Annotated in this window: 14 protein-coding genes; 7 read left to right on the top strand and 7 right to left on the bottom strand. The window is 65.8% G+C overall.

Annotation, left to right across the window (positions count from 1 at the left end; translation table 11 throughout):
- Positions 1–74: 74 nt before the first annotated feature.
- The 7 genes from HS961_RS06120 to HS961_RS06090 form a co-directional block, all read right to left on the bottom strand.
- Positions 75–962 (bottom strand): NAD(P)H-binding protein, encoded by an 888-nt coding sequence (locus tag HS961_RS06120; RefSeq protein WP_182326864.1) that lies wholly within the window; start codon positions 960–962, stop codon positions 75–77.
- Complete coding sequence (locus HS961_RS06115) at positions 959–2,059, bottom strand: ABC transporter substrate-binding protein (protein ID WP_182326863.1); 1,101 nt, start codon at positions 2,057–2,059, stop codon at positions 959–961. Before HS961_RS06115 ends, HS961_RS06120 begins: the two co-directional genes overlap by 4 nt.
- A gap of 23 nt (positions 2,060–2,082) precedes the next feature.
- Positions 2,083–3,705: an ABC transporter substrate-binding protein gene (locus HS961_RS06110; RefSeq protein ID WP_182326862.1), complete on the bottom strand. Its 1,623-nt coding sequence runs from the start codon at positions 3,703–3,705 to the stop codon at positions 2,083–2,085.
- Positions 3,706–3,737: 32 nt separating this feature from the next.
- Entirely contained in the window at positions 3,738–4,967 is a 1,230-nt protein-coding gene (locus HS961_RS06105; protein WP_182326861.1) for an acyl-CoA dehydrogenase family protein, read from the bottom strand.
- Positions 4,964–6,517, bottom strand: a complete 1,554-nt coding sequence (locus HS961_RS06100) for an amidase (RefSeq protein WP_182326860.1) — start codon at positions 6,515–6,517, stop codon at positions 4,964–4,966. The genes HS961_RS06105 and HS961_RS06100 overlap by 4 nt, the downstream gene beginning before the upstream one ends.
- Positions 6,514–8,103: an ABC transporter substrate-binding protein gene (locus HS961_RS06095; RefSeq protein WP_182326859.1), complete on the bottom strand. Its 1,590-nt coding sequence runs from the start codon at positions 8,101–8,103 to the stop codon at positions 6,514–6,516. Before HS961_RS06095 ends, HS961_RS06100 begins: the two co-directional genes overlap by 4 nt.
- A gap of 163 nt (positions 8,104–8,266) precedes the next feature.
- Positions 8,267–9,451, bottom strand: a complete 1,185-nt coding sequence (locus tag HS961_RS06090; RefSeq protein WP_182326858.1) for an LLM class flavin-dependent oxidoreductase — start codon at positions 9,449–9,451, stop codon at positions 8,267–8,269.
- Between the two features lie 417 nt (positions 9,452–9,868).
- Between HS961_RS06090 and HS961_RS06085 the strand changes: the two genes are divergently transcribed.
- The 7 genes from HS961_RS06085 to HS961_RS06055 all read left to right on the top strand — a co-directional run bounded on the left by HS961_RS06085 (position 9,869) and on the right by HS961_RS06055 (position 18,450).
- Positions 9,869–10,855, top strand: a complete 987-nt coding sequence (locus HS961_RS06085) for an ABC transporter permease (protein ID WP_182326857.1) — start codon at positions 9,869–9,871, stop codon at positions 10,853–10,855.
- Positions 10,855–11,880 (top strand): ABC transporter permease, encoded by a 1,026-nt coding sequence (locus HS961_RS06080; protein WP_182326856.1) that lies wholly within the window; start codon positions 10,855–10,857, stop codon positions 11,878–11,880. The genes HS961_RS06085 and HS961_RS06080 overlap by 1 nt, the downstream gene beginning before the upstream one ends.
- Positions 11,881–12,876: an ABC transporter ATP-binding protein gene (locus tag HS961_RS06075; protein WP_182326855.1), complete on the top strand. Its 996-nt coding sequence runs from the start codon at positions 11,881–11,883 to the stop codon at positions 12,874–12,876. It begins immediately after the preceding gene.
- A gap of 7 nt (positions 12,877–12,883) precedes the next feature.
- On the top strand, positions 12,884–13,867 hold the full coding sequence (locus HS961_RS06070; RefSeq protein ID WP_182326854.1) for an ABC transporter ATP-binding protein: 984 nt from the start codon (positions 12,884–12,886) through the stop codon (positions 13,865–13,867).
- Positions 13,868–13,888: 21 nt separating this feature from the next.
- Entirely contained in the window at positions 13,889–14,917 is a 1,029-nt protein-coding gene (locus HS961_RS06065; RefSeq protein ID WP_182326853.1) for an aldo/keto reductase, read from the top strand.
- Positions 14,918–14,936: 19 nt separating this feature from the next.
- Positions 14,937–16,163, top strand: a complete 1,227-nt coding sequence (locus HS961_RS06060) for an acyl-CoA dehydrogenase family protein (RefSeq protein ID WP_182326852.1) — start codon at positions 14,937–14,939, stop codon at positions 16,161–16,163.
- 313 nt (positions 16,164–16,476) lie between these two features.
- A complete protein-coding gene (locus HS961_RS06055) occupies positions 16,477–18,450 on the top strand; it encodes an IPTL-CTERM sorting domain-containing protein (protein WP_182326851.1) in 1,974 nt (657 codons plus the stop codon).
- Positions 18,451–18,521 lie beyond the last annotated feature (71 nt).

Genomic DNA, 18,521 nt, shown 5'->3' with positions numbered 1-18,521 from the left:
AAAGTTGGACATCCGTCCAACCGATGGGGTGCCGTTAATGCTCACCGGGCACTTTCAGCCCACGTCCCTCCCCCTCAAGCCGCCACAGCCAAAGCCCCCAGCTCCTCCCCCAAAAACCCCTCCACCGTCCGCGCATCCCGCCCCAGCACCTGCCGCACCGTCGCAGTCACCGCAGCCGCATGCCCCGCGCGCATCAGCGCAAAAAACTCGCCATGCACCTGCGCGATAAACGGGTCGACGGCGGGGGCTGCCACAGGCGGGGCGGCGGTGATGGGCCGGCCCAGCAGGCGGGATGCGATCTCGGCCAGTTTTTGCGGGCGCAGTGCCAGGTTGCCGGTCAGCACCCAGGGGCCCGGTGCGCCCAGGCGCTGTTGGGCGGCCTCGGGGTTTAGCAGCGCCTCTACTGCAACATCGGCGATGTCACGGGCATCGATGTAGGACACGCCAGCGCCGATGTGCTGGGATCGGAGCACATCGCCGCTGCGCAGATCAGACGCGATGCGCGACAGGCCCACCTGCATCCAGGCATTGGGGCGCAGCACCACATGGGAGATGCCACTGGCCTGCAGGCCTTCCTCGATACGGCCATGGGCATCGCCGGACAGCGACCGGCCAGGCGGGTCAATGGTCCAGTCCGAGCCGGAGAGCTTGACGATGTGCTGCACACCCGCTGCGCGCGCGGCTTCGACCACACGTAGTTGCTGCTCGGCCAGCGCCGGGGTGATCGGAGAGAGCAGGAACAGCCGGTCTATGCCGACCAGGGCCTGGCCCAAGGTCGCAGCGTCCTCAAAGCTGCCCTGCGCTACTTCGACGGAATCGCCCCAGAGCGCCTGCGCAGTGGAGGCCTGGCGCACAAACACCCTTGGCCGCGCTTGGCGCGCCAGCAGGCGCGGCACCAGCAGCTGGCCCAGGCGCCCGCTGGCGCCGCAGACCAGCACGCGGGGATGTTGGTTCGCACTCATGCCCGCAGCGCCTCGGGCTCGGCAGCGGTTTGCGGCGCTGCATTCTCAGCCAGCAGGCGGTTCAGCGGCCGGGCATCCACCCAGTCGGCGACCGAGAAATCGGCCGGCAGAAAGCCCCACTCCAGCAAGAAGTCCTTGAAGTAGCCGATCGCATCGACCAGCTCCGGCTCCAGGCTGATGCCCAGGTGATGGTGCAGGTCTGCGCCGTTGGAGGCCAGGATGGCCTCTTCGCTGGTGGCGATCTCGCGGGCCACAAAGCGCAGGGTCTCGTCGGGATGGGCCTCGGCCCAACGGCCGGCGCGCTGCACCACGCGCAGCAGCGCCAGCACCAGGTCCGGGCGCTGCTCGGCCAGTGCGGCGTCCACCGTCAGGGTGCGCGGTGTGCCATTGTTGATGCGCACGCGCGGGTCGGGGTGGCGGCCAAACTCGCTGACTAGCTGTGCGCCTATCAAATTGGCTACCAAGAGGCCCTCGGCGCCTTTGACAAAGATCGCATCGACCTCGCCGCGCACCAAGGCCTCGGCCTCGCGGAAATACGGGTGGCGGCGGCGCAGGCCAAACAAGCTGGGCGTGCCATGCTGCTGGATCACCGACTCCTCGATCACCAGATCGACCAGCTGCACATCGCTGTGCTGCAGGCCCACCAGGGACAGGCCCGAGACCAGGCCCTTGAGGGCAGTCGCGCGGTGGAAGTCGATCAGGTCGTTGACCCGGCTGGGCACGCCAAAGCGCTTGCCGGCCAGATCTTCAGGCTTGTCGATGCCCCGTCCCGGCAGGGTCACCAGCGCCTGGAACTCATCCGTCCAGGTGATGGCGACCAAGCGCGTATCCCGCCCCTTGGCCCGCGCCCAGATCGGCGGAATATTGCCGCCCTGGCGGAAAGACCAGGGCAGGCTGTGGTCGAAATGGCTCTCGCGTACCTTGCGGTCCTTGGAGTCAAAGATGGACTCCACGCCAATGCCCAGCGCCGCAAAGGCCTCTTGCAGCCAGCCTTGCTGCGCGGCAATGCCCAGTGGCGATGGCACCGGGCAGCGGGTGTACCAGAGGGAGCTGGGTTGTTGACCTGGTACGTTCGATGTTTCGGAAGGGCTTGTCATCGGTTTCTCCTAGGCAAAAAGGATCAGGACGCGGCCAGCCAGACGCCGGCCAGGTTGCCGGCCACGCCATCCGCACCCACGGTGTGGTTGCGCACGCGCTTGTCGGCAATGGTGTAGATGTCGGGGGCGACCAGGGTGATGTCGGGCAGGTCGGTGGCGATGTGCTTCTGGAACTCGGCCACCTCGCGGATGCGCTGGGCCTCGTTCATCTCGACGGCGGCAGATTCCAGCAGGCGGTCCACCTCGGGGCTGGCGTAATGCGCGCCGTTCGAGAACGGCAGCCCGCGCTGAAAGCTCTTGGACCAGTACAGCCGCTGGATGCCCACCGTCGGGTCAAAGGTGTTGCTCATCGCGCTCACATGCAGGTCAAAGGCCCGGTCGGTGTAGATGCGCTTGATGTAGGTGGCAAAGTCCTGGCTGTTGATCTGCACATCGATGCCGATGCGGCCCAGCGCCTGCTTGAGGAAATCGCCAGTGCGCTGGCCGCCCTCGTTGGGGATAGGGGTCAGGTTCAGCCGGGCACGCCACTGGCCGCCGGCCTTGCCGCGCGTCAGGCCGGCCTCATCCAGCAGCTTCTCGGCGCGCTTCAAGTCATAGGGCAGCACTGGCAGATCGGGCACATAGAACTTCTTCAGCGCCGGGTGCACCGGCCCGGTGGTCAGCTTGCCCTGGCCATACCAGGCGACCTTGAGCAGGTTCTCGCGCTGCAGCGCATGGGCAATGGCCTGGCGCACGCGCAGGTCCTTGAGCGGCTCGCTCTCCAGGTTGAACTCCAGCCGGTAGACGCTGTTGATGTACTCATAGCCCCGGGTCTCGAACTGCAGGCCCGGCTTGGCGCGCAGGCGCTCCACCTCGGCAAAGGGCACTGGTGAGCTGGGCGCAATCTGCACCTGGCCGCTTTCGATGGCCGCTGTGCGCGCAGCGGCATCGGGGATAAAGCGCACCACCAGCCGGTCGATATAGGGCTTGTCGCCATCCCAGTAATGCGGATTACGCTCGTAGATCACATGGCTGCCGCGCACCCATTCCTTGAACACAAAGGGGCCCGTGCCCACCGGCGCATTGTTGGCCGGGTTGGTATCGGCCCGTCCGCTGGAATACAGGTGCTTGGGCACGATGGGCGACTCCGAGGCCGCCAGCGCCGTGATCAGGTACGGGATGGGCCGGCTCAGCTGCAGCACCACGGTGTGGGCATCGGGGGCCTGCACCTCGGCCACCCCGGCAAAGGTGGCGCGGCCCCGGGGGTGGAACTCCTTGAGCAGCGCAATCGAGTGCACCACGTCGGCCGAAGTAAAGGGCTTGCCGTCATGCCATTTGACACCCTGGCGCAGCTGGAAGCGGTAGACCAGGCCATCGGGGCTGATGGACCAGGCAACGGCCAGCTGCGGCTGCGGGTTGAGGTTGAAGTCATAGGTCAGCAGCCCCTCCGTCACCTTGCCCGATATCGTCACCGACGAGCCTGCGGTGTGCGCAATCGTCGTCAGGGTCGGCGGCTCGGGGAAGAGCAGCAGGTTCAAGGTGCCGCCCTTTTGCGGCTTGTCCTGCGCCCAGGCCAGGCTGGGGACTGCCGTGCCGATGCCGGTGGCAGCAGCGGCCAGCATAAAGTGGCGGCGCGTGGCGAGCGAGAAATCGGAATCAATAGACATGCGAGGTACCAAGGGTAAAAACAGAGCGGCGCTCAGGCAGCGGCCTGGCGCTTTTGCAGGGCCGCACGGCCGCTGTTGCTGCGGATCAGGCTGTTGGAGGGGGAATGGATCTGGCTGCACAGCACATTGCGCAGATGGCGCTCCAGCGGATTGCGCCGCGCCAGGCCATGGTTGCCGGCCAGCTCCAGCGCCAACTGCACCACGCGCAGCGCGTTGTCCACCGCCACATGCTTGGCTACGGCCACCAGGCCATCGGGGGCAGTGCCGTTGTCGTAGGCGCGGGCATGGCTGTCGAGCAGCCAGTCGCTGGTTTGCAGCAGCAGCTCAATCTCGCCAAACTTTTCCTGCACGGTGGGGAGGGAGGCCAGGTTGGCACCGCCCAGCGCGCTGGGGCGGCGCTGGTTCAAAAATGCTGCCAGCCAATCGCGGGCCGAGCGCGCTGCGCCGTCATACACCGTGGCCACCAGGCTGAAGTACCAGGCAATGCCATGGGCCTCGCGCTGCAGGCCCAGGCTGGCCGGGCGCAGGCCCACCGCATGGTGGTCAGGCACCCAGGCGCCGTCGAGCACCAGGTCCTGGCTGACGGTGGCGCGCATGCCCATGGGGTTCCAGGTGTCCAGCAGGCGGGCACCTGGCGTGCCTCGGGGCAGCACAAAGCTGCCCAGGCGCGGCTCGGGCTCGTCGGTCACCGCCAGCACGCTGATCCAGGCCAGCAGCGGCCCGCCGGTCACATAGACCTTGTGGCCGCTCAGCTGCCAGCCACCGGCCACGCGCCTGGCCCGCGCCGCTGGCAAGCCGCCGTGCGATGGCGATCCCAGCTCCGGCTCCACCTGGGCGGCGTTGAGCAAGGCGGGGCCTTGCAGGCTGGCTGCTATCAGCTCGTCCGCCAGCGCTGCCGGCCACTCGCCCTGCGCTGCGCGCTGCGAGCGGGCAATCGCCGCATGGTTGCTGTAGTGCATCGCCAAAATCAAGGCCACCGCCGGGTCGCCCTGGGCAATGGCCCCCACCACCGCACGCGCGCTGGCCAGGCCGGCGCCATGGCCACCGGCCTCGCGGGCAATGGTCAGCCGCAGCAAGTCGGCCTGGTGCAGCAGCGCAAACTGCGGCGCCGGCGCGGCGCCACAGGCGTCATGCGCCTCCGCCAGTGCGGCCAGCTCGCCAATCAGCGCCTGGGCGCGGGCCAGCAAGCTGGCCTCGTCCAAGGCCGGGCGGGGGCTGGCTTTCTCCCGTGCCGGCTGCAGTGCTTGCAGCACGGCGCTCATGCATCCCCCTGCGCATAGCGGGGCGGCACCACATAGCCGCCCTGGGCCTGCTCCCAGGCATGGGCAAAGGCAATCGTGGTGCGGTCTTCCAGATAGGGGCCGACCACCTGGGCGCTGATCGGCAGGCCGTCATCGTCCAGCCCGACCGGGAAGCTGGTGGCAGGCAGGCCTGGCAGCACCGGCAAGCCGGCCCAGTAAAACAGCTCGCGAAAGCCGATGTGGCGCACCCCATCGGCATAGGCCACGGGAAAGCGGCGCTCTTCCTTATGGCCATGCTGCTGGTGCGCAAAGGCGGGCGTGGGCGCCACGGGGGTCAGCACCACGTCATAGTCCTTGAACAGCTGCTCCCACTGCTGGCTCAGCGCATGGCGGTGCTCGTTGTCCAGCAGCCAGGTGGCATGGGGCAGGCTGGGCGCGCGCAGCAAGGCGGCCTCGGCGCTGCGGTCGTCCGGCTCCAGCTCGGCCAGGCGCTGCTGCTGCCCCTCCGTCAGCGGCAGCCCACCGGCGACGGATGAGCCGAGCAGGCTGCGGTAGGTGCGGTGCTGCTCGCTCAAATCGGGGCGCTGCGTGGGCGGCAGATCGCGCCACTGCGTGGTCTGCACCCCTAGCACTTTCAAGGCGCTGACGACGCGGTCGATCACCAGCTGCTCGGACAGGCTCGCCTCCTGGCCGGGCCAGGCACCCAGGACCAGCACCCGAAAATCCTGCAGCCGCTGGTGGCGCGGCGGTGGCAGGCTCGCCCGCCAGCCCTTGGCCTGCAGCGGATCGAGGTTGAGCAACTGCTCCAGCGCCAGCTCCAGGTCCAGCGCGCTGCGCGCCAGCGGCCCGGCTACCGACAGATCCCGCGCGGCAAAGCGCCCTTGCGGCGCGCCGGTGCCGCGCATCGATATCAGCCCATAGCTGGTCTTGTGGCCAAACACGCCGTTGAAGTGCGCGGGGATGCGCACCGAGCCACCAATGTCGGTACCCAGCTCCAGCGCCACAAAGCCCGCGGCCACGGCCGCCGCACTGCCGCCGGATGAGCCACCCGGCGTGCGCTGCAGATCCCAGGGGTTGTTGCTGCTGCCGTACACCGCGTTGTAGCTTTGCAGATCGCTCAGCGCCAGCGGCACATTGCTTTTGCCGATGAGCACCGCGCCGGCCGCGCGCAAAGCCGCCACCGCCGGCGCATCCTGCCGGGCGATATTGCTGCGGTAGTCGGGGTTGCCCACGGTGGTGGGCAGGCCGGCCACATCAAAGTTTTCCTTCACCGTGATCGGCAGGCCCAGCAGTGGCTTGCGCTCGCCCCGCTGCAACGCGGCATCGGCGGCCTGGGCATCGCGCCGGGCTTGCGCAATCGCCCGCACCGGGATCGCGTTCAGAGCGCCGTCGTGGCGTTCGATGCGGGCCAGTGCGTGCTCCAGCAGCTCCACCGCGCTGACGCGGCCATCGGCCAGTGCTTGCAGTTGCTCGCGGGCGCTGGCAAAGGCCAGGCTCGCGGCAATGCTGGGCGCCGCTTGCGTGCTTTCGCTCAGGGTGCTTGCGTCGGGAAAGTCGATATTGGTCGTCATTTGCTAGCCTCCAGCCACAGGTCAGAAAAGTCTCCAGATGTCAGGTCAATGCTGTTGTTGAGCCCATGCACCCGCGTGCTGTGTACCCGCAGCGCAGACGGCACGGTGGCGATCGGGTAGACCGGCAGATCACGGCCGACAATCTGCTGGATCTCGCGGAACTGCGCCGCACGCTTGGCCTCATCCACCTCGACAGCGGCCTGGCGGAACAGGTTGTCCACCTGCGGGTTGTTGTAGTGCGAGGCATTGATCCAGATCAGCGGGTTCTTGATGCCGTCGGACCAGTAGATGCGCTGCACGCCCACCGATGGATCAAACAAGCGGCCCAGGCCGTTGAGGTTCAGGTCAAACTCGCGCGAGGTGTAGGCACGCTTGAGGAAGGTGGGCAGGTCGCCATCCAGAATGTCCACCTTGATGCCCACGCGGTTCAGCGCCGAGCGCAGGTACTCGGCCGACTGCTTGAACTGCGCGCCGGGAATATAGGTGAGCTTGAGCGCAAAGCGCTGGCCATTGGCCTGGCGCGGGTAGCCTGCGGTGTCGAGCAGCTGGTTGGCGCGGGCCACATCAAAGCCGTAGTTGAACTGGCTGTCGTCGTAGTAGGCGCCCAGCACCTTGGGGATGGGCGAGTTCACCAGCTCGGCCTGCTTGTAGTAGACGTTGTTGACGATGAAGTTGCGGTCCACGGCATGGGCAATCGCATGGCGCACCTCGGGCTTGGCCAGCACCGGGTTCTCCACGTTGAACTCCAGGAAGGAGGCATTGTTCAGGAACGCGTCATAGCTGGCATCGAGCTTGAGGTTGGGCTTTTGCAGCAAGCGGCCCAAATCGGCCAACGCCAGGTTTTGCGCCACATCGGCCTCACCCGTTTCGATGGCGGCCGAGATGGCAGCCGGATCGCGCACAAAGCGGATCACCACCCGGTCCACATGGGGCACGCCCGGGCGCCAGTAGTTGGGGTTGCGCTTGAGGATCACATGGCTGCCGCGCACCCATTGCTCAAAAATAAAGGGGCCCGTGCCCACTGGCGCATTGACGTTGGGGCTGCTCAGCGGATCGCCATCGCCATAGCGGTGCGCCGGCACGATGGGCAGCTCCGCCGACGACAGCGACTTGAGCAAAAACGGCGCTGGCTTGGACAGCACCAGCACCGCCGTGTGCGCATCGGGCGTATCGACCCGCTCCAGGTTCTGCAAGGTAATGCGGCCACGCGGGCCCTGCTTTTTCTGGGTCAGGAAGGAATAGCGCACATCGGCCGAGCTGAAGTCGCGCCCATCATGGAACTTCACCCCCTCTCGCAGCTTGAAGCGGTACTGCAGGCCATCGGGGCTGACCGTCCAGGATGTGGCCAGCAGCGGCTGGGGCTGGAACTTGGCGTCATAGCGCAGCAGGCCTTCGGTGATCTTGGCGCTGACGTCGCGGTTGTCGGTCTTGGTGTCGAGAAAGGACACCAGCGAGGTCGGCTCTTGCGCGACCACGGATGTGACCGTGCCGCCCTTGACGGGCGTGGCCGGTGCCTGCGCATAGGCAGCGCCGAAGGTGCTGGCAGTCAGCAGGCCCCAGGCCAGGTTTTTGTAGAGAGTTCGCATGGGCAATGGTCCAGGAGAGAAGGCGCAGACAAGGCGCGGAGAGCACGCAAAAAAGCGCAAGGGGAAAACGAAAGGGACGGAGAAAGTCTGTGGATAACTGCGGTGCCAATGCAGTGCAGTGCAGTGCAGTGCAGCGCAGTGCAGTGCAGCGCAGCTGCTGCGGCTAAAAACGCAGCCCCGCCTGCTTCATCAGCGGCAGAATGCGGTCGCCAAAAAATTCCAGGTCTGGCTTGAAGTCGAAGAAGCTCAGCTGCAGCCCATCGATGCCGGCGCGCTTGAGCTGCACAAACTGCTCCACCACCTGCTCGGGCGTACCGATCACTTCGATATTGCCGCCGATGGCGCGGCGCTTGGGGGCATCAAGGGCGGTGCGGCCGCGCCAGGCATGGGCATCGCTCTTCAAGCTGCTGAAGCCTTCGGGCGTGCGCTGGTCCTGGTGGGCGACGATGGCGTCGTGGTAGGCCCAGGTCTCGGCCTCGGTATCGCGGCTGATGACCATCGGGTTGAGCAAGGTGCGCACCGTGCGGCCGGCATTGCGCGCCTCTTGCTTGACGCGGGCCGCATGGGCGGGCAGCACCTCGATGGCACGGGCAAAGTCCGATGCGCCGGGGCTGGTGATAAAGACCAGGTCCGAATGCCGGGCTGCAAAGGCAATGCCGGCATCCGAGCCGGTGGCATTGACCAGCGCGGGCCGGCCAAAGCGCGGCTTGGGGCTGACAAAGCCGCCGCCCAGCTTCCAGGGCGAGATGCCTTCAAACGAGTAGTTCTCGTCGTAAGACCACAGGCGCTGCACCACCTCGATGAATTCCGAGGCCAGGTCATAGCGCCGGTCATGCTCGATCTGGTCCCAGCCAAACATTTGGTGCTCCACCTCGCGGTGGCCGGTGACGATATTGATGCCCCAGCGCCCGCCCGAGATATGGTCCAAGGTGGCACCCCACTTGGCCAGGTGCAGCGGGTGCAACGGGCCGTAGAGCACATGGATGGTCGAGATCAGCATGATGCGCTGGGTGACCGAGGTCAGCGCCGCCGTGGTGGCAAACGAGTCCAGCGCATCGCCATTGAACACCCCACCATAGCCGCCCTTGGGCAGCCACTGCGACAGCGCAAACACCAGATCGAAGCCGAGGCTCTCGGCCTTCAGCACCAGGTCCTTGTTGTAGTCAAAGCGCCAGTCGGTGCTGCGCGGCAGGGTCGAGGCACTCCACCCTCCCGCCTGGATCGGCAGAAACAGGCCCAGCAGAATCGGCTGCGCAAAAGCTTGCGACAGGGGGCTGTCCGGAAATGCCAGCGGCGAGGCGAATGTCTCTCGATCAGCGAGCGTAGCCTGGGGTATTGCAGAGTTCATGGAGCGGCCAAGGGTTTTCAATACAAAGGATGTCTGGCCGGCCTATAGATAAACCGGTTATTTCAGCATCCGCATTGGCTTGAATAATCCCATGAATCACCAGCCTGCTCTTGCGCCGATTTTGCATTTGCATATTTAAAAATCAGCCATCGACGCTGACATGCAAATCCCAACGCCAGCACAGCAGCAGCGCTTATAGCTTGCAGGCATGTGCTGCCAAGCAAACAAAATATGCGATTTTGGCTGCACACCCGCTCGAAAAACTTTGGCGAGCAGCCACAAACCGATAAAAATCAGATACCGATATTTGTTATTTAATTTGCGCCTTTTGATATATGAAATGGCATGCTGCAAATAACAGAGATAAGGCAGGAACACTCCTATCATGCACAGGGTCACCCCCGATTAATAATGCGCATGAATACCACCCCACGTTTATTACGCTCGCTCTGGTTCAATGCCAAATACGCCGTGCCCACAGTGCTGGGCGTTGCAATCCTGAACTTTCTGCTGCTGCAGCTCACGCCCGGTGATGCGGCCGATGTGATGGCGGGCGAATCCGGCGCGGCCACGGCCGAAACCCTGGCGGCATTGCGCTCGCGCTTTGGGCTGGATTTGAGCGTGCTGGAGCAGCTGCAGGCCTACCTGGGCAACCTGGCGCATTTCAGCCTGGGCTTCTCGCCGCGCTACAACATGCCGGTGATGGAGCTGATCGGCCAGCGCCTGCCCAGCACCTTGCTGCTGATGGGCCTGGCACTGGCGATGGCGCTGACCTTGGGCATTGCGCTGGGCACGGCGATGGCCTACTTTGCCGGCCGCCTGCCGGACCGCCTGCTGTCCGTGCTGTCGCTGCTGTTTTATTCGGTGCCGGGCTTCTGGACCGGGCTGATGCTGATCGTGCTGTTCTCGGTCAAGCTTGGCTGGCTGCCCAGCGGCGGCTCGGCCAGCATTGGCTCCGAGCTGACCGGCCTGGCCGCCGTGCTGGACCAGCTGCGCTACATGGTGCTGCCTGCCACCTCGCTCGCGCTCTTCTATGTGGCGATCTATGCCCGCCTCACCCGCGCGGCCATGCTGGAGGTGCAGTCGCAGGACTTTGTGCGCACCGCAGCCGCCAAAGGCCTCTCGCCCTGGCGCATCACCCTGCGCCATGTGCTGCGCAATGCGCTGCTGCCAGTCACGACGATGGCCGGCATGCACCTGGGCGGCATGCTCGGCGGCGCAGTCGTGGTCGAGACCGTTTACAGCTGGCCCGGCCTGGGGCGCCTGGCCTTTGAGGCCGTACTGAGCCGCGATTTCAGCGTGCTGATGGGTGTGCTATTTCTCTCTTCGCTGCTGGTGATCGCCGCCAATGTGCTGGTCGATCTGCTGCATGCCTGGCTGGATCCCCGAATCGAGGTGCGCTGATGTCTTTGTCTTCCTCTTCCCAAGTGCTGCCGATCCCCCCGGCAGCCGCCCACCCGCTGGCTGCCGCAAAAGCGGCGCACAGCAGCACCAGCAGCGTCGAGCCCGATGCCGCCCCCTGGCCCAATCTGCATGCGCCCGATGCCGTGCGCACCAGCACCAGTGCCGCCAACGCAGGCAGTGGCAGCCAGGGCTACCGCGCGCTGCGTGTCTTCCTGCGCAACCCCACGGCCATGCTGGGCTGCGGCTTTTTGCTGGCGGTGCTGCTGCTGGCGGTGACGGCGCCCTGGCTCTTTCCCGGTGACCCGCTGGACATGGTGGCCCAGCCCTTTCTCTGGCCCGGCCAGGATGCCGCCTACCTGCTAGGCACCGATTCGATGGGCCGCGATGTAGCCGCCGGCATTGCCCACGGCGCGCGTGTGTCGCTGCTGGTGGGTGTGTCCGCTACTTTGATCGGGCTGAGCCTGGGCATTGGCATTGGCGCCGTCAGCGGCTACTTTGGTGGCTGGGTCGATGACCTGCTGCAGCGCGTGGTGGTGCTGTTCCAGACGATTCCCAGCTTTATCTTGCTGGTGGTGCTGGTGGCGATTGCACAGCCTGCGATCAGCACCATCGTGGTGGCGATTGGCCTGGTGACCTGGCCCACGGTGGCGCGCCTGGTGCGGGCCGAGTTCCGCGCGCTGCGCCACAAGGAGTTTGTGCTGGCCGCCCGCGCGCTGGGCTACTCGCACAGCCGCATCATCCTGCGCGAGATGCTGCCCAATGCGCTGCCGCCCATCATCGTCACCTCGTCGGTGATGGTGGCCTCGGCCATCTTGCTGGAATCGGCGCTGTCCTTCATGGGCATGGGCGACCCGAATGTGGTCAGCTGGGGCAGCATGATCGGCATGGGCCGTGACCTGCTGCGCACCGCCTGGTTCCTGACCGCCGCACCAGGCCTGGCCATCGTGTTTGCCGTGCTGGCCTTCAACCTGATTGGCGATGGCTTGAACGATGCCCTCAACCCCCGTCTGTCGCAGGAGCGCTGAATGTCCGAAACCTCTTTGTTGGATGTGCGCGGGCTGAGCATCCGTTTTCCGCAACTCGATCCGGTGCGTGGGCTGAGCTTCAGCGTGCAGGCGGGCGAGACCTTGGCCATCGTCGGCGAATCGGGCTCGGGAAAATCGCTCACCGCGCTCGCGCTGATGCGCCTGCTGCCCCGCGCGGCCCGCATTGCGCAGGGCGAGGTCTGGTTCAACGGCCAGAACCTGCTGGATCTGAGTGAGCGCGCCATGCGCCAGCTGCGCGGGCGCGAGATCGGCATGGTCTTCCAGGAGCCGATGACCTCGCTGAACCCGGTCTACAGCATTGGCTGGCAAATTGCCGAGGTGCTGCGCCAGCACGAGGGTCTGAGCGCCAAGGCCGCGCGGCTGCGCGCCATCGAGCTGCTCGATACCGTGCGCATCCCCGATCCGCAGCGCCGGGTCGATGACTTTCCGCACCAGCTCTCGGGCGGCATGCGCCAGCGCGTGATGATTGCGATGGCCATTGCCTGCCGCCCGCGCCTGCTGATCGCCGACGAGCCCACCACGGCGCTGGATGTGACCATCCAGGCCCAGGTGCTGGACCTGCTTGACCGGCTGCGCAAGGAGCTGTCGATGGGCCTGATCCTCATCACCCATGACCTGGGCGTGGTGTCGCAATGGGCCGATCGCGTGGTGGTGATGTATGCCGGCCGCGAGGTGGAGCAGGCCCGCCCCGGCCCGCTGTTTGATGAGCCTCTGCACCCCTACACCCAGGGCCTGCTGGCGGCCTCCCCCCGGCTGCAGCCCGGCGCGCACTACCTCGATGGCCCGCTGACCGAGATTCGCGGCAGCATCACCTCGGCCATCGGCCAGGCCGGCTGCGCCTTTGCGCCGCGCTGCCCGCGCGCCCAGGCCTATTGCCACAGCGTTGTGCCGCCCTTGCAAGTAGCTGGCCCGCAACGCCTCAGCGCCTGCCCCATCACCCTGCCTGCGTCTGCACGCAGCGCCCAACTTGCCTAGGACTGCCATGAGCCTGCTGACTGTCAGCGATCTTCAGACCCATTTCAAACTGCCCAAGGGCGTGCTGCGCGCCGTCGATGGCGTGTCGTTCAGCATTGCCAAGGGCGAGACCGTCGGCCTGGTCGGCGAATCGGGCTGCGGCAAATCCACCCTGGGCCGCAGCCTGCTGCGGCTGGAGGCGCCCACGGCCGGCCAGGTGGCACTGGACGGCGAAGACATTCTGCCCCTGCAAGGCGCGCGGCTGCGCAGCCTGCGCAAGCGCATGCAGATGATCTTCCAGGACCCGTTTGCCTCGCTCAACCCGCGCCACAGCATTGGCAGCATTCTGGAGACGCCCTTGCAGGTGCATGGCCTGGGGGACCGCGCCCAGCGCCGCCGCCAGGTGGAGCGCCTGCTCGACCGCGTGGGCCTGCCGCGCAGTGCGCTGGGCCGCTACCCGCATGAGTTCTCCGGCGGCCAGCGCCAGCGCCTGGGCATTGCCCGCGCGCTGATGCTGCAGCCAGATCTGGTGGTCTGCGACGAGCCGGTCTCGGCGCTGGATCTGTCGATCCAGGCGCAGATCCTGAACCTGCTGGTCGAGATGAAGCGCGAGTTCGGCCTGTCCTATTTGTTCATCTCGCATGACCTGTCGGTCGTGCAGTACTTTGCCGACCGGGTGCTGGTGATGTACCTGGGCCGCATCGTGGAGAGCGCCGACCGCCGCAGCTTGTGGAGCAGCCCGCGCCACCCCTACACCCAGGCGCTGCTCGATGCCGTGCCCGACCCCACCCGCCACCGCCAGGTCACCCCCTTGCTGGGCGATCTGCCCAGCCCGCAGAACCTGCCCAGCGGCTGCCGCTTTCATCCGCGCTGCCCGAGTGCGACGGCGCTGTGTACCGAGCGGGAACCGCTGCTCAGCGACAGCGGCAACGGCCACCTGGTGGCCTGCCACCATCCGCAGCTGCCACAGACCGCTGGTACGCAGACCTCCGTCATTTCCTTTGTCCACTAACCCTTTGCTTTCTCTATTGCCATGACCTACCGTTATCTCGGCCGCAGCGGCCTCAAAGTCTCCCGCCTCGCCCTGGGCACCATGATGTTTGGCGGCCCCACCGATGAGCAGACCGCGCACGCCATCATCGCCAAGGCCAAGTCCCAGGGCATCAACTTCATCGATACGGCCGACGTCTACCAAAAGGGTGTGACCGAGCAGGTGGTGGGCCGCGCGCTGGCCAAAGACCGCCATGACTGGGTGCTGGCCACCAAGTTTGGCAACCCGCTGGGCGAAGGCCCGAACCGGCGCGGCACCTCGCGCAAATGGATCATCGAGTCGGTCGACAACAGCCTGCGCCGCCTGGGCACGGACTACATCGACCTGCTCTACTTTCACCGCGCCGATTTTGATGCGCCGCTGGGCGAGGCCGTACGCGCCATTGGCGACCTGGTGCGCGCGGGCAAGTTGCGCTATTTCGGGCTGTCCAACTTTCGTGGTTGGCGCATTGCCGAGGTGGCGCACCTGGCTGACGCCGAAGGCATTGACCGCCCCATTGCCAGCCAGCCGCTCTACAACATCGTCAACCGCACGGCCGAGGCCGAGCAACTGCCCGCTGCTGCCGCTTATGGCCTGGGCGTCGTCTCGTACAGCCCGCTGGCCCGGGGCGTGCTGACCGCCAAGTACCCGAATGTGGAAGCGGCCGAGCCCGGCTCGCGCGCCGCGCGGCTGGACAAGCGCATGCTCGAGACCGAGTGGCGCCCCGAGTCCATCGACATCGCTGCCGAGATCAAGAAGCACACCGACGCGCGCGGTATCAACCCGGTGGACTTTGCGCTGGCCTGGGTGCTGAACAACCGCCTGGTGACCTCCGCCATCGCCGGTCCGCGCACGCCCGAGCAGTGGGATGGCTATATCCGCGCGCTGGATTACCAGTTCACCGCCGATGACGAGGCCCTGGTCAACCGCCTGGTGGCCGCCGGCCACCCCTCCACCTTGGGCTTTACCGACCCCGGCCACCCGGTCGAAGGCCGGGTCACCTATGTAGCCCCCACACCAGCGGCCGCTTAAACCCACCAGGTCCACCGCCATGAATGCCTCTGTTCCCCGCCTGCGCACCAGCCACCCCAGCCGCGATGACCTGCTGGCCCGCCTGCCCCAGCTGGCTGCCGATATCGGCCAAGGCGCTGCACAGCGCGAGCTGCTGCGCGAGCCACCCTGGGCAGCGTTTGACCTGCTGCGCGCATCGGGCCTGGGGGGCCTGCGCATTGGGCGTGAACAGGGCGGGCCGGGCGGATCGGTGGCCGATGTGGTCGAGGTGGTCAGCACCCTGGCCGCGGCTGACTCCAACGTGGCCCATGCGCTGCGCACCCACTTCAACACCACCGAGCTGCTGCGGCTGGATACCAAACCATCGCCCCTGGCCCAGCGCCAGAACGCCTGGGCCTTGCAGGGCAAGCTGTTTGGCGGCGCTTTTACCGAGCTGGGCACCGCGCGCGCCGGTATCAGCACCTCCACCTTGCTGCGCGATGGTGCCCAGCACCGCTTGAATGGCAAGAAGTACTACGCCACCGGCACGGCCTACGCGGACTACTTCAATGTCTTTGCCGTCAATGGCGAGGGCCAGGGCGTCAATGCCGTCATCCCCGTGCAGCGCGAAGGTGTGCGGGTGCTTGACGACTGGGACGGCATGGGCCAGCGGTTGACCGCCAGCGGCAGCCTGGAGCTGAACAACGTGCTGGTCTATGACGACGAAATCAGCCCCGGCGCGCGCGACAACCTGGCCGGCCGCCATGCGTCTGCACTGCGCCAGCTGATCCTCGTGGCCACTGCCGCCGGCATTGTGCGCAATATCCTGGCCGATGCGCGCCACTATGTGCTGCAGCTGGGCAGGCCCGCAATGCACAGCCCGGCCGAGCGCTCACGCGACGACCACTTTGTGCAAGCCGTCGTCGGCGAGCTGGCCGCCGCCAGCTATGCGATCGATGCGCTGGTCGCCGCCAACGCCCGCCAGCTCGACCAGGGCGCCTATGCCATCGTGCATGCGCCGCAAAGTGCGGACGATGCCGTGCTGCAAGGGGCGCTGGCCACCGCCCAGACCCAGCTGGTCGTCAGCCGCCTGGCGCTGAATGCCGGCGAGCGCCTGTTTGAAGTGGGCGGCGCCTCCGCCACCTCACGCCAGCTGAACCTGGACCGCCACTGGCGCAACCTGCGCACCATCTTTAGCCACAACCCTTTGCTGCATAAGACCCGGGTGGTGGGGGACTATGTGCTCAATGGCACGCGGACGCATCTGGAGGAAGGGCGGGTGTTTTGAGGCTCAGCCAAAGACGCTCAGCGCGACAACAGGGTCACGAACCGTGCATAAACCAAACAATTTTTCAACAAACCAAAGGTCTTCAATAAAGTTCACAATTTTCCAAAGGGTTCGAGGGGGAGCGCGCTGGTGCAATTAATTTGTTGCGGTTATCTTGTAAAAATTACCTATTGATTAAATTTTTTACAAATACGCCATGCACCTCGCTTCCGAATCCGCGACTTCGCATCTGAATCTCCTCCGTGCCGCATCTCCATGGGGCAAAACCGCCCTCCATGGCAGCTTGCTTGCGGGGCTGTTTGCAGCGCCTCAGTTGGCTTTGGCTGCATGCCCTGCCAACCTGGCTGCCTCGTCCTATACCTCGCCCATTCAGGACGGAGGCTCCACCTGTGAATACACGGCGAACCCGATCGCCGTGACCGTGGACGGATTTTCTGCAACAGGCTTGGTGCAGGTCAACGGCAACACCACCGTCGATGGCGTGCTGACGATCACGGACACCAACGGCAACAACAGTCGCGGCATTCTGGTATCCGGTGCTGGTGTCGCCAATTTTTTGAGCGATGTCACCGTCAACAAGACCAGCGGCCGTAACAATGCCGCTGGTATTGAACAAGCCAGCACCGCTGTCGTCAGCTTCCAGCGCAATGTCACCGTGCTGTCCAACACCGGCGCACCATCGAGCAGCTTCGGCACCCGCGATGGGGTACGTAACAACGCGGGTACGGCCAACTACCAGCAGAGCCTCAGCATCACCAGCCAGGGCGGCACCCGCTCGGGTCTGTACGTCGGTGCGGGAACGGTCACCGTGGGCAGCAATCTGCTGCTGAGTTTCCAATCCACCTACTACGCCGGCTTCAGCTACGCACCGCTGTGGAGCCAGGGCGGCACCACCACGGTGACGGGTACCACGACGGTCAATGCAGCAGTAGCCTCAGGCCTCACGCCAGGGGTGGTGGTAACGAATTCCCAGGTCAATCTGAATGGTGCCACCACGGTGACGGTAGCGGGTGCAGGTGCAGCAGCGGTGGATATCCGTGCCGGCGGCATTGCCCAGTGGCCATTGGCCAGCAATACCATCACGGCATCGGGGGCGGGAGGCATTGGCCTGCAGCTGCGGGGCAATGGCAGCTTCAGTGCTGGCTCGGGCCTTAGCATCAATGCACAAGGCAGCTCCTTCAACTACGTGGGCGCAACGGGCAGCACCAGCCTGGAGGCAGTGACCGCCACGGCGGCGCCGGTGGTCTGGAACGCCAATGCCAGCAGTGTTGCCACCTATACCGGCAACGGCGGCCACTACAAAGGCGCCAGCCTGCTGGCAGGCGGCGGTCAGCTGACGCTGAACCTGAACAGTGCTGCCTTGTGGGAAGCGACCGCAACGTCGGCCTTCACGGTGCTCAATCTGCAAAGCGATGCGGTGCTGGATGCCTCTTTGCTGCCCAGCTTGGCCGCCACGGGTGACCTAAGCAATGCCGGCGGCATCGTATCGCTGGCACGCAGCGATGCCAGCCCCAACAACACCCTGGCTTTAACAGGGGTCTACACCGCCAATGGTGGCACCCTGGTGCTCAACACCGTGCTCAACGATGCCTCCACCTCCGTCAGCGATGTGCTGCAGGTGACGTCCACAGCCGCTGGCGGTGCACCTACGCTGCTCTCCGTGCTGCCCGATGCCGCCAGCGCGCCGGCCTTCACCACCGGCAAAGGCATTCTGGTAGTGCGTGTGACGGGCGGCGCAGCCAGCTCGGCAGACAGTGTCTTTGCGCTGCCAGGCGGTTTTCTGGATGCCGGTGGCGTCCGCTACGAACTGGTGCGTGACGCAGACGATGGCAACTGGTACCTGCGCTCTGTCGCCGCTGCACAGCTGACCGTGAACAAGGTGGTGACCGCCCCCGCAGGCGCAGCTCCCTTTGCCGGCGAGATTCCTTTCACCGTCACCTGCACCGGCCCGGCTGCCTCCTTCAGCGGCAACCTGGTGGTAGCCGCCAACCAGGGAAGCGCAGCACCCATCACCATCCAGCAAGGCAGCGCCTGCACGGTGGCCGAAGGTGCGCTGCCCGCCGCTCCTACGGGCTACCGCTGGGCTGAGCCAAGCTATGCGCAGCCTGCGGCCATTGCTGCTGGTGCCAACAGCGCGACCATTACCAATACATTGGTCGCTAATGCCACCCCCACCGATGCCGGAACGCTGAAGAAAGTGCCAAGCCTGGGCACCTGGGCCGTCAGCGCGCTGTCGCTGGGCATGGCGCTGATGGGTATGCGCCGCATGCGCCGACGCACAGTCTGATCACGCCGCACTGCGGTGCCTTAACGCAAAAATGCCACCTCGCGGTGGCATTTTTTATGGGTGCTGCTTTA

The organism is Comamonas piscis, assembly GCF_014109725.1.
In the GTDB taxonomy this organism is placed as follows: domain Bacteria; phylum Pseudomonadota; class Gammaproteobacteria; order Burkholderiales; family Burkholderiaceae_C; genus Comamonas; species Comamonas piscis.
This window is presented reverse-complemented; position numbering and strand designations above follow the sequence as displayed.

Excerpts from the sequence above, each read along its gene's own strand:
- HS961_RS06085 (WP_182326857.1), top strand. The coding sequence starts at position 9,869 with ATGAATACCACCCCACGTTTATTACGCTCGCTCTGGTTCAATGCCAAA.
- HS961_RS06065 (WP_182326853.1), top strand. The coding sequence starts at position 13,889 with ATGACCTACCGTTATCTCGGCCGCAGCGGCCTCAAAGTCTCCCGCCTC.
- HS961_RS06100 (WP_182326860.1), bottom strand. The coding sequence starts at position 6,517 with ATGACGACCAATATCGACTTTCCCGACGCAAGCACCCTGAGCGAAAGC.
- HS961_RS06070 (WP_182326854.1), top strand. The coding sequence starts at position 12,884 with ATGAGCCTGCTGACTGTCAGCGATCTTCAGACCCATTTCAAACTGCCC.
- HS961_RS06115 (WP_182326863.1), bottom strand. The coding sequence starts at position 2,059 with ATGACAAGCCCTTCCGAAACATCGAACGTACCAGGTCAACAACCCAGC.
- HS961_RS06120 (WP_182326864.1), bottom strand. The coding sequence starts at position 962 with ATGAGTGCGAACCAACATCCCCGCGTGCTGGTCTGCGGCGCCAGCGGG.
- HS961_RS06105 (WP_182326861.1), bottom strand. The coding sequence starts at position 4,967 with ATGAGCGCCGTGCTGCAAGCACTGCAGCCGGCACGGGAGAAAGCCAGC.
- HS961_RS06110 (WP_182326862.1), bottom strand. The coding sequence starts at position 3,705 with ATGTCTATTGATTCCGATTTCTCGCTCGCCACGCGCCGCCACTTTATG.
- HS961_RS06090 (WP_182326858.1), bottom strand. The coding sequence starts at position 9,451 with ATGAACTCTGCAATACCCCAGGCTACGCTCGCTGATCGAGAGACATTC.
- HS961_RS06060 (WP_182326852.1), top strand. The coding sequence starts at position 14,937 with ATGAATGCCTCTGTTCCCCGCCTGCGCACCAGCCACCCCAGCCGCGAT.
- HS961_RS06075 (WP_182326855.1), top strand. The coding sequence starts at position 11,881 with ATGTCCGAAACCTCTTTGTTGGATGTGCGCGGGCTGAGCATCCGTTTT.
- HS961_RS06095 (WP_182326859.1), bottom strand. The coding sequence starts at position 8,103 with ATGCGAACTCTCTACAAAAACCTGGCCTGGGGCCTGCTGACTGCCAGC.
- HS961_RS06080 (WP_182326856.1), top strand. The coding sequence starts at position 10,855 with ATGTCTTTGTCTTCCTCTTCCCAAGTGCTGCCGATCCCCCCGGCAGCC.